Source organism: Streptomyces sp. NPDC001920 (assembly GCF_053594495.1).
This window is the reverse complement of the sequence record NZ_JBSFEP010000003.1, coordinates 473569-490113: the sequence shown is the minus strand read 5'-3', so window position 1 is coordinate 490113 and position 16545 is coordinate 473569. Positions and strand designations below refer to the sequence as shown.

Below are 16545 nucleotides of genomic sequence, written 5' to 3'. Positions count from 1 at the left end.
CCATTCTCCAAGCCCCGCAGTGGGTGCTGAGTTCGGCGCACATTAACGCGCGTAGACACTCCTGGGAACGGGGTTTCGCCGTGCCGTTATCCATTCGTGCCGATGGCCGGTTACGTCCTTGTGAACCACCGGACCGAAAGGTACGCAAGGGGCGACTGCCCCCGGTGCGCACCACGCACTCCCGCGACCTCGCACACCAGGGGTGCCGCCGCCGTGGTGGCGCCCCGGACCGCCCGCCATGGGGCCAGACTCCCTCCGCTTCGCCGGGGCCGCAAGCGGAGGGCGCCGAGGGTCCAGGTCGAGACGGTCTAGCCGGCGGCGTCGAGGAGCGCCGCCGCCGTGAACAGCTCCACGCCGACCTTGATCGCCGACTCGTCGACGTCGAAGTCACCCTGGTGCAGGTCGCGGCCGATCCGGTCGCCCGGATGGCGGACGCCCAGGCGGGCCATGGCGCCCGGGACGCGCTCCAGGTACCAGGAGAAGTCCTCGCCGCCGAGGCTCTGCTCGGTGCCCTGGACGGACTCGGCGCCGAGGCGGGCGGTCATGGCGTCGCGCAGCAGGGTGATGGCGTCCGGGTCGTTGACCACGGGCGGGACACCCCGTACGTAGTTGATCTCCGACTTGGCGCGGTGCAGGTTGGCGACCTCGTCGATGGCGGCGACGACCAGGTCGGCCGCCTGCCGCCAGGTGTCGAGGTCCAGGCAGCGGACGGTGCCGGACAGCTCGGCGTGCTGCGGGATGACGTTCGGCGCGTGACCGGACTCGATACGGCCCCAGGTCACGGAGAGGCCGCTGCGGGCGTCGGCGCGCCGGGCCACCAGCGCGGGCACGTCGGTGACGACCCGGGCGACGGCGGTGACCAGGTCGGTCGTCAGGTGAGGGCGCGCGGTGTGCCCACCGGGGCCGTCCAGGGCGATTTCGAGCCGGTCGCAGGCCGAGGTGATCGCACCCCGCCGCAGCCCGATCTTCCCCGCGTCCACCTTGGGGTCGCAGTGCACGGCGAGGATCCGGCCCACGCCTTCGAGCGCGCCGCACGCGATGGCGTCCGCGGCGCCGCCGGGGAGCACCTCCTCGGCGGGCTGGAAGACCAGGCGGACGGGGCGGGGCAGCTGCCCGCGCCGCAGGAGGTCGGCCAGGACCAGCCCGGCGCCGAGCACCACGGTGGTGTGGACGTCGTGGCCGCAGGCGTGCGCCCGGTCGGGCACGGTCGAGCGGTACGGGCACTCACTCTTCGTGTCCGGGATGGGCAGGGCGTCGATGTCGGCCCGCAGGGCGAGTATGGGCCGCTCGCCGTCCCACTCCCCGATGTCACAGATGAGGCCGGTTCCGGAGGCGAGCACGCGCGGCTGGAGGCCGGCCTTCTCCAGGCGGGCCTTGATCGCGGCGGTCGTACGGAACTCCTGGTTGCCGAGCTCCGGGTGCATGTGCAAGTCGCGCCGGAACTCGATGAGTTCGGCACGGAGCGCCTCCGGCAAGGTGCCGGGAAGGACGGCTTCCCCGGTGTGATCGGCCTCGGACTCTGGGGACATCAGTCGGTTCACCCTCTACAGGGTAGGACGCCGGAGTGGCCAACTCGCCCTCGATCAACAAAAGTTCAACCCGTTGGGGGCAGAAAACCCGGCCGCTCGACGCATGGGCGTGGATGAAGATGGGTAGGTAAGTCTTTTCTCTACGCATACCACGCCGGGAACAGAACCGTCGGTTCTGTTCATCTTTCGGGATCGCGCATCCTCGGTGAACTTCCGGACATCCGTCCACCGCCGCGGGAGTCGGCCCATGCGCGCCGAGTACCCGGAGATCGCCGACTTTCTCGGCGCCACCGGGGCCCTGCGGGCGCCTGCGCCCGCCACGGGCCGCCGGCGTCCGTCCGCCGTGCACATCCCGTACGCGGCTCAGCGCGGGCGCCGTGCTACGGCGGCTCCGGTCGGCCGGCGTCCGTCCCGGCCGGCCGGTGGGCGGCACGGGCCGGACGAACCGAGCCGAACGCCGCCGCGAGATGGCCCAGCAGCGGCGCGACGCAGGGGTGCGGGTCGCGACGCGGTGTGATCGCGTGGATCCCGCGGGTCGGAGGATCGACGAGGCCCACGGTGGTGAGGTCGGCCCGCAGCGCGCACGTCAGCACCCCGGGTACCAGCGCGATGGCGTGGCCCGTGGCGACCAGGGCGGTCTTGCCGGGCAGATCGGCCGCGGTGAGGTCGATGCGGGCGGTGACCCCGGCGCGGGCGGCGTGCTGGCGCAACAGCGCCGCCGAGCCGTCGTTGTCCTCGACCCAGGTCTGGTCGGCCAGCTCCTGGATGTGTACGCGGCCGCGCCCGGCCCGCGGGTGGCCGACGGGCAGCACGACGACCATCTCGTCCATGCCCAGGCACCGTCGTTCGAGACGCGAGTCGTCGGGCAGTCCGGGTGGCGCGTCCGTGACGACGGCGACGTCGAGGTCGCCGTCGAGTACGCGGTCGTGCAGTTGTGCGCTCAGCCCGGGCACCAGGCTCCACCGGACGGGTCCGGCCGTGTCCAGCAGGCTGCGGACCGCGGCAGGCACGACCCCGGCGGCCAGGGACGGCGTCGCACCGACGGCCAGGGGCCGGCTGAGCACGCCGTCCCGGACATCCCGTACGGCACGAACCGCGCGGTCGGCCTCGTTGAGGGCGGCCAGGGCGTGGTACCGGAACGCCTCTCCCGCCGGCGTCGGGCGCACGCCGCGCGGGTGCCTGTGCACCAGCGGCTCGCCGAGCCGGCGCTCCAGCGCGGCGATCTGCCGGGAGACCGCCGACTGCGTGTAGCCGAGCTCGGCGGCCGCCGCCGACAGGGACCCGAGGCGGCACACCGTCACGAACGTCCGCCATTCAGTCAGGGGCATGGCGGCCAGTATGCCCGTCCGCCATGCGTGACGCGCATGGCAGCCCTTCACGATCTGCGCTTTTCGCAACCGCCCGGGGGGCTCAGTCTGGGGTCCATGACCGCACCGCACCAGACCGCACCGCACCAGACCGCACCGCATCGCATCGCCGTCCTCGGCCTGGGCCGCATGGGCGCCGCGATCGCACAGCGACTGTCCGACCGTGCCTGGGACGTCGTCGGCTGGACACGCTCCGGACACACCACAGCGGCCGTCGAGACGACCGGCGACCCCCGCGAGGCCGTGGCGAAGGCCGACACCGTGATCCTGGCGTTGTTCGACGGCCGGGCCTGCGAGCAGGTCGTCGACCACGTCCGCGACGCGCTGCGCACGGACACGGTCGTGGTGAACACCAGCACCGTCGCCCCGGCCGAGGCATCGGGGCTGGCCCGGCGGCTCGGCCCGTCCTACGTCCACGCGCCCGTGCTCGGCTCCGTGCCGGCTGCCGCCGCCGGCACCCTGCAGTTCCTCGCCGCCGCCGGCACCGGCACACTGCACCGGGTCCGACCGGTCCTGGAGGCGCTGGGCACCGTGCGGCGGGTCGAGGGCGCCGCCGACGCCGCCGCGCTCAAGCTGATCGCCAACCACAGCCTCGCCGGTGCCGTCCTCGCGCTGCGCGACTCCTTGCGGCAGGCCGACGCCCTGGAGCTGCCCCGGGCCCAGGTGCTGGACGTCCTGGAACTCGGCCGGCTCGGCGGGCTCGTCGGCGCCAAGCGCCCCTTCCTCACCGGCCGACCGGTCACCGCCACCGCCGAGTTCACGATCGGCGCGCTGGCGAAGGACATGGCGCTGCTGGCCGCCGCGTCGAACATCCCCCTGCCCTGCGCGGCCGACCTGGCGGCCGGCCCTGCCGACGCCGACATCGCCGTGGCGGCCACGGCCCCCGCGGTGGGTGACGCCGTGCTCGAACCCCTCCGGGCCTACGTCCGCGGACACGCCACGGGCGATCCGGCCCACTTCCGCGACGCGTTCCTGCCGACCGCCCACATCGAGGGGGTCAGGGACGGCGCGTTCGTCTCGTGGCGCCTGGACGAGTACTGCGCTCTCTTCCGGGGCCGGCCGGCCCCGGACGAACCGGCGCGCTCCCGCCGTGTCGACGCCGTCGACGTCCACGGCACCGTCGCGACCGCGGCGATGACCCTCCGGCACGGCGCGGACACCTTCACCGACATCTTCCTGCTGGTCCAGGTCGACGAGGGCTGGCGCATCGCCAACAAGGCCTACCACCGGCACTCCTGACACCGGCACGCGCCGACGAGAAGGTGCCGACCGGACGACCACGACCCGCACGATCTTCTAACCTGTGCCGGGTGGCTGAGGAGGGGGATCGGCGATGAGCATGTACTTCGACCTCGGGGACGAGACGCTGTGGAACCCGTCGAACGGTGCCGGCCGCCTCTTCCTGCGGCAGGTCGAGGTCTTCGAGGCCGAACTCGAAACGGCCTCGGGAATCGGCCGGGGCAGGCATGGGGGCGACCCGGACACATGTGAGGTCGATCCGGCCGTGTACGCAAAGTTCGTACGCGCCCTGGTCGCCTGGCACTGCCGGACGGGGCACTCAGTGATCCTCGCGCTCTCCGAAGGGTTCGTGGCGACAGCGGTCGCGCTCGCACGGCGCGCGGGGATCGAGGTGACGGTCCCCGAGTCCGGGTCCGACGTCGGGGGTGGTGGCGTCCGGCACGACGTGCAGGTGCCCCGCAGCCCCCGGACCGCGTCGGCGGCCGACGTCACCGCGCTGGACACCCGAGCGCGGGAGATGGACCGCTGGATGGCCCGCTGAGCCGGTGCACCCGCACCGCTCCCCGCCACGGCGATCACACGGCTGTGACCGCCGACAACCGGTGCACGTCCCGAGCCGTCCCCGTGACCCCCGACAAGAACCCCTGCGCCCGCGGCGAGGCGTTCTCGGTCAGCCATGCCGGGTCGATGTCGCAGACCGCGACACGGACGTCCGTGCCGGTGAGGGCCAGGGGCAGGGTGTGCACGACCGTCGACGGGAAGCTCAGGATCGTTCGGCCGATCGGGCCGCGGCGGGCGATCAGCTCCAGCGGGAGGTCGGGGCGTACGACCTCCAGGCCGGTCTCGACCGCCAGCCGGTGGAGCTTGTCCGCGCTCTCGCGGCGGTGGGCGAAGTAGCGGGTGGCGCCGTGGGTCTTCGCGAGGGAGCCGACGGCCTCCAGGTAGCGGTCGTTGTCCACGACGCCGGTCTCGACGAGGGACGTACCGACCATGTCGGCGCCCTTGGTGATGCGGGGCGGGCCGAAGCGGTCGCGGGTCCAGGCGAAGGTGTTGGCCGTGACCGTGACGCCTCGCGGGGTCTGTTCCATCGGCATCGAGGAGAAGATCTCGACACTGCGGTGGTCGCTCGGGGTGAGGCGCCTGCGGGCGGCGGAGGACACGGGGGCGAAGACCAGGTCGCGGGGGCCGGGACGGCCGCCCTTGCGGTGCCAGCGCACCAGGCGTTCGCCTCGGGCGAGCTGGGCGACGAACTCCATGGTCGCCGTGCCGTCGTCGACGACGACCAGGTCACGGGCCTTGGTGATGGTCAGCAGGAGCTGGACGTAGCGGGAGAACGGGTCGCCCAGGACCACACGGTCGGCCCGGCGCAGCCGGCCCGTGAGACCGCCGATGGTCTGGAAGGGAGCGGCCGCGCCGCCCCGTGCCTCCTCCCAGCGGACCTCGTGTCCGTCCTCGCGCGCCAGTTCCGCCATCCGGCGCAGCTGGCCGCGGGTCATGGGGTCGTTCGGGGCCAGGACGACGAGGGTGACTCCCGCGCCGACGGCGTGTTCGCGGGCGTGCGCCCACTCCAGCACGTTCAGGAGCTGTACCGGGCTCTCGACGAAGGCGAGAGTGCGGGGGCCGGTGTTCCCGGCGCGGAGGCTCATCGACGTACGACCTACCCGTCGTAAGGCGCTCATGCGGCGCTCGTGTGCAGGCTGGGGATCGACTCGTGATCAAGAGCCCGAAGGGCGCCGAGTCCGAGCACCCCGGCTCGGGGCACTCGGACGTCGGCGCGCTCGGACTCGGTGCGTTCCGGCTCAGACCTGGACCGGCTCGCCCGCCGCCGCGGCGATCTCCGCCTCGGCGACGACGCCGGTGACGCGGCGCAGCTTCTTCATCGGGCCGAGCTCGGAGTCGTAGACCTTCTTGACGCCGTCACCGAGGGAGGCCTCGATGGTGCGGATGTCGCGGACGAGGCGGGTCAGGCCCTGCGGCTCGACCGAGGCGGCCTGGTCCGAACCCCACATGGCGCGGTCGAGGGTGATGTGGCGCTCCACGAAGGTCGCGCCGAGGGCGACCGCGGCCAGCGTGGTCTGCAGGCCGGTCTCGTGGCCGGAGTAGCCGATCGGGACGTTCGGGAACTCCTTCTCCAGCGTGTTGATCACGCGGAGGTTCAGCTCCTCGGCCTTCGCCGGGTAGGTGGAGGTGGCGTGGCACATCAGGATGTTGTCGGAGCCGAGGACCTCGACCGCGTGGCGGATCTGCTTCGGCGTCGACATGCCGGTGGAGAGGATCACCGCGCGGTTGGTGGCGCGCAGGGAGCGCAGCAGCTCGTCGTCGGTGAGGGAGGCGGAGGCGACCTTGTGGGCGGGGACGTCGAACTTCTCCAGGAAGGCGACGGCCTCGGTGTCCCACGGGGAGGCGAACCAGTCGATGTTCTTCGACTTGCAGTAGTCGTCGATGGCCCGGTACTCGTCCTCACCGAACTCCACGCGGTGGCGGTAGTCGATGTAGGTCATCCGGCCCCAGGGGGTGTCGCGCTCGATGTCCCACTGGTCGCGGGGGGTGCAGATCTCCGGCGTGCGCTTCTGGAACTTCACGGCGTCGCAGCCGGCCTCGGCGGCCACGTCGATGAGCTTGAAGGCGTTCTCCAGGTCACCGTTGTGGTTGATGCCGATCTCGCCGCAGATGTAGACGGGGCGGCCCGGGCCGACCTCGCGCGAACCGAAGGTGCGGATGCGGGAGTTGGTGCTCATGGCAGAGATGTCCTTACTTGGTGAGGGAATCGAGAGAGGGGCCGAGGATCCAGCTGGCGATCTCTCGGATCGCGCCGTCACCGCCGGGGACGGTGGTGACCGCGCGTGCGGCGCCGCGCACGACGTCGTGGGCGCTCGCGACCGCCACGGGCCAGCCCACGAGGGCGAAGCACGGGAGGTCGTTGACGTCGTTGCCGACGTAGAGCACGCGCTCAGGCGCGATGCCCTGCTCCTCGCACCACTGCTTCAGCGCGAGGTCCTTGCGGTCGATGCCGTGCAGCACGGGAATCTGCAGCTTCCGTGCGCGGGCGGCGACCACGGGGTTCTGCTCCGTGGACAGGATCAGCATGTTCAGGCCGCTCCTGCGGAGGGCCGCGATGCCGAGGCCGTCTCCGCGGTGCACGGAGACGAACTCCTTTCCATCGGCGTCGATGAGCACCCGGTCGTCGGTCTGGGTGCCGTCGAAGTCCAGTACCACCGCGTCGATGTCGTCGGCGGTCGGAAGCGCGCCGGGCCGGTCCGCGTCGAACAGCGGCGCCAGGGCCCGGGCGCGGGCCAGGTCGTGCGGGTCGTCGATCTCCAGCACGCGGGCCGGCTCGGTCCGTACGAGTTCGGTGCGGCCGAAGAAGCGGTGCTGGTGCTTGCGGAAGCCGGGCGCGTCCATCGCGTAGGCGGCGCCGGTCTCCAGCAGGTCCTGGGGGCGGTCCTGGCGGCGGGGGCGGAAGGACTTGTCGTGGTTGACGCCGTACCCGCCGCCGACGGCCGCGTCGGCCTCCGCGACGGAGCCCGCGATGACCTCGTCCGCCGTGTCCTCGGCGTCCCGCCAGATGAAGCCGTGGAAGGGGGCGACGGTCACGGCGGTGTCCGCGCCGTTGTCGACGATCGCGCCCGCCACCCCGTCGATGTCCTCGCGGACGATGAACGGGCTGGTGCACTGCACGAGCAGGACGACGTCCACCGGCGCGCCGTGCAGGGCCTCGTGGGCGTCCATGGCGTGCAGCACGGCGGCCTCGGAGGTGGCGGTGTCGCCGGCGATGGCGGCGGGGCGCAGCACGACCTCGGCGCCGGCCTCGCGGGCGGCGGCGGCGATGGCCTGGTCGTCGGTGGAGACGACCACGTCGGTCACGAGCCGGGAGGCGAGGCACTCGCGTACCGCGCGGGCCACCAGCGGGACGCCGCCGACGGGCAGGAGGTTCTTCGCGGGTACGCCCTTGGAGCCGCCCCGCGCGGGGATCACCGCGAGCACGCGGCGCACCGAAGCGCCTCGGCCCGCTTCCGGGTTGGACATGGATTCTGCTCCTTGACGAGCTCGACGTGGTATCGGGCGGCTCACAGCTCCCCCATCCGCCGGATGACGGGCGCCACACGCTGCACTCCGTGCCGGTAGGCGCCGCGCGCCGCCCGGCGCACGATCTGCCGGACCGGGCCGGGGTCCTTGTCGTGCGCGGGGGCACCGGGCAGCGGGCCGCCGTCGGGGCCGAGGTGGTGGCGGGCGAGGATGCCGGGCAGATAGCCGGGCGCGGTGGCCGGCGTGTAGTACGGGGTGAGGGCGGGCAGCCCGCCGGGCCGGTCCAGCAGCTCGGCGATGCGCTCGCGGGCGGCGTCGAAGGCGGTGGCGTACGAGCCGTCGGCGCAGACGCCCTGCCGGGCCACCCACTGCTCGTCGGGCACCGGCCGGTGGCCGTCGTCGAGCTGGTCCCAGGAGGCCAGGCAGCCGGAGCCGACGAAGTGGTGGTTGCCGAGCACCTCGCGCACGCCGAGGTCGGTGAGGACGACGGTGGGGATGCGGCGGTGCAGCGACTCCAGCGCGGCGGTGGAGCTGATGGTGACCAGCAGGTCTGTCCGGTCGAGGACCTCGCCCATGTTGCCGTACACGAGGCGGAAGTTGGCGGGCGGGTCGAGTCGCTGCACCAGCTTCTGGTACGGCAACTCCTCGATGTGGGTGGTGTGTTCGCCCGGCTTGGAGCGCAGCTTGAGCAGCACCTCGCGCTCGGGGTGCTTGCGGGCGTGCTGGATCAGGCGGTTCAGCAGGTACGTGCGGTCCCGGCGGTTGTCCGGCACCGAGGGTTGGGCGGCGAAGACGACCGTGTAGGGCCCGCGCCCCTGTTCCGCGGACGGGCCGCGTTCACCCGGGTAGGGCTTGCCGCCGAGGAACGGCAGCGCCACCTCGGTCACCGCCGAGGCGTCGGCGCCGACCCCCTCGTACACCGCGCGGAAACGCTCGGCGTCCTGGCGGGAGTTGGCGAGGACGAGGTCCGCGCCGTGCCGCAGCAGCAGGCCGTCGGCGAGCTTCTCGTAGACGACGCCGACGTAGCCGGTGACGACCACGGGGCGCTGCGGCTGTCCCTCCCAGACCCGCTTCAGCCCGTGCAGCACGGCCTGCACACCCCCGCCGACGAGGGCGAGCACCAGGACGTCGTACGGCTCCCGCGCCATGGTGCGCAGAAACTCGACGGCGGTCACCTCACGGAGGAGGTCGGCGTGGACGCCGACTTCCTGGAGCTGGCGCGGGGTGGGAGTGGCCCGGCCGCGCAGGAGGTAGCCGTCCAGGCGGATGTCCGGGTCTTCGGTGTTCGCCTGGGCGATGCGGTTCGCGGTGAGCGCGCCCCATTTCCACCGGGTATCGGAATCCGCGAGTACGGCAACTCGCCGGGTCTTCGTCGCACTTTCTGGCACGTCGAAGACGCTAGGAAGGCATTCCGAGGTTCCGCCCAACCTGAATGCAACAAACGGTTAACAGCACACCGACGAACGGCGAATCGAGGTCCGGGGACGTCGAAAAAAAGCCTGGTTCACGGCATCGCCACGCGTCGTTCACCTGACATCAAGGTCCGGGTAAAGACGGGTGACGGACCGCCCCCTAACGTCCTTCGCGTGGTCAAGCTCTCCGTCATCGTGCCGTTCTACAACGTGCAGCAATACGCACCGGACACCGTGAAGAGCCTGCGTGCGAACGCACGTGAGGACTTCGAGTTCATCCTCGTCGACGACTGCTCGACGGACGCGACCTGGGAGGTGCTCGCGCGCGCGGAGCGCGAGCTGCCGGGTGCGGTGGTCGTCAGACACGAGCAGAACGGAGGACTGGCCACCGCCCGCAACACCGGTATCGACAGGGCGCGCGGCGAGTACCTGACGTTCCTGGACGGCGACGACTGGCTCGCCCCCGGCTACTTCCCGCAGCTTCTCGCCGCGATCGAGGAACTCGGCTGCGACTTCGTGCGCACCGACCATGTGCAGTGCACCGGGCGGGCGCGCAGCGTCCACCGGGTGCCGCACGGCCGGCGCGGGACGGTGATGAACCCGCGGGAGGCGATCCTGCCCGCCGACCGGTCGACGTCGGTGGACTACGCGTACGCCTGGGCGGGCATCTACCACCGCCGGCTGGTCGACCGCGGGCTGCTGCACTTCACCCACGGCTTGCGCACCGCGGAGGACCGGCCGTGGATCTGGAAACTGCACCGGGAGGCGGAGTCGTTCGCCGCGGTGGGACTTCTGGGTGTCTACTACCGGCGCGGAGTGGCGTCCTCGCTCACTCAGATCGGTGATGTCCGGCAGCTGGATTTCATTCGCGCGTTCGACCAGGTAATCGAGGAAACCGCGCGGGATGTGGAGGCGGATAAGCTGCTGCCGAAAGCGGTGCGCACTTATTGCGCCATCATGGCTCACCACCTCGGACAAATCGAGAGGTTCGAACCCGCCGTGGCTCGAAAACTGCGCTCGCTGAGCGCCGCAGCCCTGAAAAGAATGCCGCAGGACGTGCTCGCGGAGGTAATGGACTCGATGGACGCCCAGCGAGCGGCCCGGCTGCGGCGGGTGCGCCGCAGGTCGGTGGGGGCACGGACGGTGGCCGCCTGATGCCGCGCACCACCCAGATCTTCTGTGCCTCGACCCTGTACGGCGCCGCGACCCTCGCCGCCGCCCTGGACGCCGGGCTCTTCGAACCGGCGGACCGCCGGCTGCTGCTGGTCACCAACAACGCGACCAACCCCGAGATCACCCCGTCCGTCGACGCGATGCCGTGCTTCGACCGGCTGCGCGACCGCTTCGACGAGGTGCTCTCCTGGAACGCGACGATCTCCCCGTTCCATCCCGGCGGCTGGTCCCCCCGCGCCGACGACATCCCCCTGTGGGAGCGGTACGTACGGCTGCTGTGGAACCTCGGCGACGACGAGGTCCGCCTCGCGGTCGAGTCCGTCCACGTCAATCCGGCTCTGGCGCTCTGCCGGCTGTTCACCGGCGCTCCCGTCGACGTCTACGCCGACGGCCTCATGAGCTACGGCCCCACCCGCGACAAGATCGACCCGCTGGTCGGCACCCGTGTCGGGCGTCTGCTGCACCTCGACCTCGTCCCGGGCCTCACCCCGCTGCTGCTCACCGAGTTCGGCGTCCCGGCCGTGCCGGTGCCGCATGAGGCGTTCTTGAAGGTGCTCGGCGAACTCGCCGAGGCGGAGCGCGGGTTGCCCGAGGCCGCCGGTGGCGAACAGCCGGCGCTGCTGCTCGGCCAGTACCTCTCGGCGCTCGGCATCCTGACCGACGCCGAGGAGGAGGAACTGCATCTGCAGATGGTGCGCGGCGCGGTCGGGCTCGGCCATCGCAGGCTGGTGTTCAAACCGCACCCCGTGGCGCCGGCCCGCTGGTCGCGGCGTCTGGAGGACGAGGCGGCGAGGCTGGGCGCCGAACTGACCGTGCTGGAACGGCCGGTGCCGGCCGAGGTGGCCTTCCAGCGGCTGCGGCCCGCGCTGGTCGCCGGCTGCTTCTCCACCGCGCTGCTGACGGCCGCCGGTCTGTACGGCGTTCCGGTCGCACGAGTCGGCACCGGGCCCCTCCTGGCCCGCCTCGCGCCCTACCAGAACAGCAACCGGGTGCCCCTGACCATCGTCGACGCGCTGCTGCCGGACATCGCGGACGCCGAGGCGGTCGAGGGCTGGACGATGCCGGCGCGTGCACGGGTGGACGAGCTGACCGCGTTGCTGAAGGCGGTCGGCTTCGCCATGCAACCGAAGATCCACCCGCAGCTGCGCGGCGCGGCCGAGTCCTACCTCTCCCAGCACCTGAACCCGCACACCTGGCGCTACTTCAAGCGCAGGCGCCTGACGTCGCTGGCCCTGCCCGGTGCCGTGCCGGCCCAGCTCTCCTTCCTCCCGCGCAACGCCACCGTACGGCGACTGGCGCGGCGGGCAAAGGCGTTGAAGCGGGCGGCCGTCGGGAAGTAGCCCGCGGAAGGCGTTCATGACGGTGACATCTTCGATCCCCCTGTGCGTCAGCCGTCACTCACCTGCCACCCGTCGGGGGGACATAGCGTTCGTTCACTCGACGCCCCACGAGAAGGGTCCCAGGATGAGCACGGCTGAGCAGGCCACGGCACCGCTGGCACCGCCGGCACCAGCGGCACCCCGGCTGGACCAGGTCCTCGCCGAGCGGCCTCCTGTGCGGCGGCCCCGGGGGGAGAGCCGGCTGCGCGCCTTGGACGGGCTGCGGCTGCTGGCGGCGCTGATGGTGTGCATGTACCACTTCACCGGCAAGAACGGCGAGGTCGCCGCCTCCTGGAACCAGTCCCCCGGCACCGTGTTCCCGACGCTGTCGCAGCTGTCCACCTACGGCAGCCTGGGCGTCCAATTCTTCTTCGTCATCAGCGGCTTCGTGATCTGCATGAGCAGCTGGGGCCGCAGCCTGGGCGACTTCTTCCGGTCCCGGATATCCCGCCTGTACCCGGCGTACTGGGTGGCCGTCGTCATGGTGACCGGCGCGGCGGTGCTGCTGCCCGTCGTCGTCGCCCCGGTCCGGCCGGACGAGTTCCTGGTCAACCTGACGATGATGCAGCAGCCGCTGGGCGTGGAGCGGGTGCTGGGCGTGTGCTGGACGCTGTGGGTGGAGCTGAAGTTCTACGTGCTCTTCGCGTTGTTCGTGATCTGGAAGGGCGTCACCTACCGTCGTGTGGTCACCTTCTGCATCCTGTGGACGCTGGCCGGTGCCTTCGCCCGGGTCGCCGACAACCCGCTCACCGACGAACTGGTGATGCGCGACCACGCCCCGTTCTTCGTCGGTGGCCTCGCGCTGTACCTGATCCACCGCTTCGGCAGCGACCTGCTGCTCTGGGGGATCGTGGGCATGTCGTTCCTGCTGGGGCAGCGCTACTCGGTCATGGCGCTGTGGCACCCCGCTGAGCAGGGCGACTTCCACCGCTCCCCGTACGTCATCCAGGCCGTCGTCTTCCTCGCCTTCGCCGCCGTCGCGGTGGTGGCGCTGGGCTGGACGCGCTGGGCCGACTGGCGCTGGCTGACGGTGGCGGGGGCGCTGACGTACCCCTTCTACCTGATCCACGAGCACCTGGGCTGGTTCTTCATCCGGGTGCTGCACCGGGGCCTCGGGCTGGGCTCGTACACGACACTGGCGCTGTCCGTGGGGAGCCTGCTGTCGCTGGCCTACCTGATGCACCGGTTCGTGGAGAAGCCGTTCGGGCCGAAGCTGAAGAGGGCGTTGCCCGCCGTGCGGTCCTGAAGCGCGAAAGGCAGTGGGGGCGCCCCCGTGACCCGGGGGCGCCCCCACTGCCGTGCACCCGCTTCTTCTACTTGCGAGCCGTCGACCGCAGCTGCCGTACGGCCTTGCGTACCGCCGGATGCCGGCGCAGTGCCTCCGCGCGCACCGGGCTGCCACCGGGCAGGCGCAGGCTGGTCAGGCGACGGCGCTTGAAGTAGCGCTGGTTCCGGTCCAGGTGGGCGGTGAGCCAGGCGGTCACCTCGGCTCGCAGGGCGTGGTGCTTGCGGGACTGCATGCAGTAGCCGACGCTGCGCACCAGCGGCGCCAGTTCCTCGGCCGCGCCGGTGAGTTCGAGCGGTGCGCCGAGTTCGGCCTGCTCCGCGTCGGGCAGGGCCGCGTCGATGATGGTGAGCGGGATGCGGTTGCTGTTCTCGTACGGGGTGATGCGTTCGAGGAGCAGGTCCGTGCCGACGCGGGCGACCGGGATGCCGTAGAAGGCGGCTGCCGTCATCAGCGCGGTGGAGAAGCAGCCGATGACCAGCTTCGGCTTGAGGTTGGCGAAGACGGTCTCGGCGAGCACGGGCTCGTTCAGCACCGCGAGCCGGACGCCGAGTTCGTCCGCGACCGCCTCCAGGGAGTCGTTGAAGACGGCGGGCGCGCTGGGGTGCGGCTTGAACAGGACGTCCCTGTGGCCGGCCCGGGCGGCGGCGCGCAGCATGCGGATATGCAGCTGCTCCTCCTCGTCCTGGCTGATCAGGTCGATGGCCGAGAGGTACTGGCCGAGGAGGACCGCGGTGGGCGGGTTGTCGACCGGGAGGCGCTCGGCGAGGACGCCGGCGCCCACCTCGCCGATCTCCGCGAGGACGTCGACGATCGCCTCGTTGGGAACGGCCTCGGGCTCGACGCCGTACTCGGCGAGGAGCATGGGCGTGAGGCCCGGCACCAGGTCGAGGTGGAGGACGCGCTTGATACGGGTGCTCATGCCGTGCGGGATGCGGTTGCGGGTGGGGCCGTAGCTCATCAGGCCGTCCGCGTACACATGGATCGGGCTGTCCGCGAAGATGTCCGCGACCGCGCGGGAGGGGTTGGCCTGGATGGACTCGCAGGCGATCTCCACGGGCTCGTCGCCCAGGTTCCAGGCGAGGCGTACGGCCTTCTCCCACAGCAGGGTGTCCTGGCCGCGCGGCGACCAGCCGGCCGGATGGTGCGGGGAGATGAACTCGTTCCAGGAGCGCACCTCGTCGAACTCGGGGCGCAGCTTCTCGAAGCCGGCCATCCGGTCCAGCGGGGTGCCGACCTCGGGGACGGCGGAGGTGTTGCTGACGACGAGGATGCGGCGGACGCCCTCGCGCGGTCCGAACTGGCCGGCGCGGATGGCGGCGGTGACGGTCGCGGCCGCGTACTGCGTGGCCGAGAAGAACAGCTGGATCATGCCGCCACTCCCTTCATGCCGCCCCGTATCCGGCGCAGCATGTACACGCGTTCCTCGCCCATCCCGACGAGGGCCTCCTCCAGTTCGTCCTCCGACATCCGGCCCAGCGCCTCGGCGGCCATCTGCTTGAGCCGGGCGGCGATGCTGCGCTCGAACCGGCCGCGGCTGAGCAGTTGGTGGGCGATGACGACGCAGTAGTTGCGCAGCGCCTTCTTGCGCAGCCGGTCCACATCGGGGTCGTCGGCGAGCTCGGCGAGGACGAGGTCGAAGGAGCGGAAGAAGTCCAGCTGGCGCACATCGCCGATCTGGGTCAGCGAACTGGCCACGCCCCGGCGGTAGAAGACCCCGCGCAGGCTGGCCACGGCGTAGGACTCGGCCCTGCGGTGCAGGTCCCAGATCCAGGGGCGGTCCTCGGCGGTCTTGAGACCGTCGTGGAAGCGCAGCATGCCCCTGTCGAGGAGGCGGCGGTGGTAGACGCCTGCCCAGGCGTAGGGGTAGTCGACCATGGTGGTGTCGTCGACGGGGAGGATCGAGGTGCGCGGGTCGAGCGGGGTGTGCCGGCGGCCCTCGGGCGCCCGGTGGACGGTGCGTTCGACGCCTGTCACCTGGACGTGGTCGGTCCGTACGAAGTCGACGTCGAACCGCTCGACGGCGTCCACCAGATCGGCGAGATAGCCCGGCGCCAGCCAGTCGTCCCCGTCGAGGAACGTGAGGTAGCGGCCCTCGGAGGCGTCGATCCCGGTGTTGCGCGCGGTGGCCAGTCCGCCGTTGTGCTCGTGTCGGATCACCCGGCTGTTCCTGAGTCTCTTCGTCAGCGTCAGCAGCGCTTCGTACGTCTTGTCCTTGGTGGACCGGTCCTCGACGAAGATGAACTCGAAGTCGTCCCGTTCGTTGTTGACCAGGCTGGTCACGGTCTCGGGTACGTACGACTCGATGTTGTAGCAGGGAACGATCACGGACAGTGTCGGGGGGCGGTTGGTCACGCGTACACCTGGGCTCTCTCCGGGGGGATCCCTGCGACCGTAGGAGACCTTCGGCGCCGGACACCGACTCCCCGCCGACCACCGGGTGAACGAAAGGTAACGGTCAGCTGATCCCGTATCGCGCCCCGATCCCGGCGATCACCACCGCCAGGCCTTCCTCGAAGTGCGTGTCGTAGTCGGTGAAGATCTCCGCGCCGGCCTGGGCCGACAAGGGGAAGTCAGCCATCAGCCGGGCCCGTTCCGCCACGTCGTACCCCTCCCTGCGCTCCCCCGCCACCGGCTCCACACCCTGCTCCTCCGTGACGAAACCGAGCGTGTAGAGGTACGTCGTCGAGATCGCCCGGACCGCCTGGGCGAGGGTGAGGCCGGCGGCCGTGAACAGGCGCAGGTTGTCCTCCATCTGCTCCGCGTGGTCGGTGCCGGTGAAGCGGGAGCCGCTGAACACCTTCGCGCCGTCGCGGTAGCCGAGCAGTGCCGCGCGCAGTCCGCGGTTGGACCGGAGCAGGCGTTCCCGCCAGGTGTCCGCGGGGTCCAGGGGGGTCGCGGTGACCATCCGGCGGTACATCTCGGTCGCCATCTCGTCGAGCAGCGCCTGTTTGTCCTTGAAGTGCCAGTACAGGGCCGGCGCCTTGACGTCCAGTTCCCTGGCGATGGCGCGCAGGGTCAGGCCGTCCAGTCCGACCTCGTTCAGGAGCCTGAGGGCGGTGTCGGCGACGCGGTGGCGGTCGAGGGGTGCTCGGCGTTCTGCGTTCACGCTTGACAGCTTAACGACGTTAAGGG

Annotated in this window: 14 protein-coding genes; 5 read left to right on the top strand and 9 right to left on the bottom strand. The window is 71.4% G+C overall.

Features of this window, described 5'->3' with window-relative positions:
- Positions 1 to 308 precede the first annotated feature (308 nt).
- Both ACWCPI_RS07465 and ACWCPI_RS07460 read right to left on the bottom strand, forming a co-directional pair.
- Positions 309 to 1529, bottom strand: coding sequence for a M20 family metallopeptidase (locus ACWCPI_RS07465; protein WP_451037178.1), 1221 nt, complete (start codon positions 1527 to 1529; stop codon positions 309 to 311).
- A 380-nt stretch (positions 1530 to 1909) separates the two neighbouring features.
- Positions 1910 to 2857, bottom strand: coding sequence for a LysR family transcriptional regulator (locus tag ACWCPI_RS07460; RefSeq protein ID WP_451037177.1), 948 nt, complete (start codon positions 2855 to 2857; stop codon positions 1910 to 1912).
- A gap of 96 nt (positions 2858 to 2953) precedes the next feature.
- Between ACWCPI_RS07460 and ACWCPI_RS07455 the strand changes: the two genes are divergently transcribed.
- Together ACWCPI_RS07455 and ACWCPI_RS07450 are read left to right on the top strand one after the other, a co-directional pair.
- A complete protein-coding gene (locus ACWCPI_RS07455; RefSeq protein ID WP_451037176.1) occupies positions 2954 to 4135 on the top strand; it encodes a nuclear transport factor 2 family protein in 1182 nt (393 codons plus the stop codon).
- A gap of 94 nt (positions 4136 to 4229) precedes the next feature.
- Entirely contained in the window at positions 4230 to 4676 is a 447-nt protein-coding gene (locus ACWCPI_RS07450; RefSeq protein ID WP_451037175.1) for a DUF6086 family protein, read from the top strand.
- 34 nt (positions 4677 to 4710) lie between these two features.
- Here the strand turns inward: ACWCPI_RS07450 and ACWCPI_RS07445 are convergent, their stop codons facing one another.
- The 4 genes from ACWCPI_RS07445 to ACWCPI_RS07430 all read right to left on the bottom strand — a co-directional run bounded on the left by ACWCPI_RS07445 (position 4711) and on the right by ACWCPI_RS07430 (position 9549).
- Positions 4711 to 5781: a hypothetical protein gene (locus ACWCPI_RS07445; protein WP_451037174.1), complete on the bottom strand. Its 1071-nt coding sequence runs from the start codon at positions 5779 to 5781 to the stop codon at positions 4711 to 4713.
- A gap of 153 nt (positions 5782 to 5934) precedes the next feature.
- Positions 5935 to 6873: an N-acetylneuraminate synthase family protein gene (locus ACWCPI_RS07440; RefSeq protein WP_451037173.1), complete on the bottom strand. Its 939-nt coding sequence runs from the start codon at positions 6871 to 6873 to the stop codon at positions 5935 to 5937.
- A gap of 13 nt (positions 6874 to 6886) precedes the next feature.
- The gene (locus ACWCPI_RS07435; protein WP_451037172.1) at positions 6887 to 8161 is read right to left on the bottom strand and encodes a cytidylyltransferase domain-containing protein; all 1275 of its coding nucleotides are present in this window, start codon (positions 8159 to 8161) and stop codon (positions 6887 to 6889) included.
- 41 nt (positions 8162 to 8202) lie between these two features.
- Positions 8203 to 9549 (bottom strand): DUF6716 putative glycosyltransferase, encoded by a 1347-nt coding sequence (locus tag ACWCPI_RS07430; RefSeq protein ID WP_451037171.1) that lies wholly within the window; start codon positions 9547 to 9549, stop codon positions 8203 to 8205.
- Positions 9550 to 9747: 198 nt separating this feature from the next.
- Between ACWCPI_RS07430 and ACWCPI_RS07425 the strand changes: the two genes are divergently transcribed.
- The 3 genes from ACWCPI_RS07425 to ACWCPI_RS07415 all read left to right on the top strand — a co-directional run bounded on the left by ACWCPI_RS07425 (position 9748) and on the right by ACWCPI_RS07415 (position 13371).
- The gene (locus tag ACWCPI_RS07425) at positions 9748 to 10728 is read left to right on the top strand and encodes a glycosyltransferase family 2 protein (RefSeq protein ID WP_451037170.1); all 981 of its coding nucleotides are present in this window, start codon (positions 9748 to 9750) and stop codon (positions 10726 to 10728) included.
- Positions 10728 to 12086: a polysialyltransferase family glycosyltransferase gene (locus ACWCPI_RS07420; RefSeq protein ID WP_451037169.1), complete on the top strand. Its 1359-nt coding sequence runs from the start codon at positions 10728 to 10730 to the stop codon at positions 12084 to 12086. The genes ACWCPI_RS07425 and ACWCPI_RS07420 overlap by 1 nt, the downstream gene beginning before the upstream one ends.
- 124 nt (positions 12087 to 12210) lie before the next feature.
- Complete coding sequence (locus ACWCPI_RS07415) at positions 12211 to 13371, top strand: acyltransferase family protein (RefSeq protein ID WP_451037168.1); 1161 nt, start codon at positions 12211 to 12213, stop codon at positions 13369 to 13371.
- Positions 13372 to 13438: 67 nt separating this feature from the next.
- Here ACWCPI_RS07415 and ACWCPI_RS07410 read toward each other — a convergent pair whose 3' ends face one another.
- The 3 genes from ACWCPI_RS07410 to ACWCPI_RS07400 all read right to left on the bottom strand — a co-directional run bounded on the left by ACWCPI_RS07410 (position 13439) and on the right by ACWCPI_RS07400 (position 16519).
- Positions 13439 to 14782 carry a polysialyltransferase family glycosyltransferase gene (locus ACWCPI_RS07410; RefSeq protein ID WP_451037167.1) on the bottom strand — a complete coding sequence of 448 codons (1344 nt, stop codon included), beginning with the start codon at positions 14780 to 14782 and terminating at the stop codon, positions 13439 to 13441.
- Entirely contained in the window at positions 14779 to 15765 is a 987-nt protein-coding gene (locus ACWCPI_RS07405) for a glycosyltransferase family 2 protein (protein ID WP_451037166.1), read from the bottom strand. Before ACWCPI_RS07405 ends, ACWCPI_RS07410 begins: the two co-directional genes overlap by 4 nt.
- A gap of 103 nt (positions 15766 to 15868) precedes the next feature.
- Positions 15869 to 16519 carry a TetR/AcrR family transcriptional regulator gene (locus tag ACWCPI_RS07400; RefSeq protein WP_451037165.1) on the bottom strand — a complete coding sequence of 217 codons (651 nt, stop codon included), beginning with the start codon at positions 16517 to 16519 and terminating at the stop codon, positions 15869 to 15871.
- Positions 16520 to 16545 lie beyond the last annotated feature (26 nt).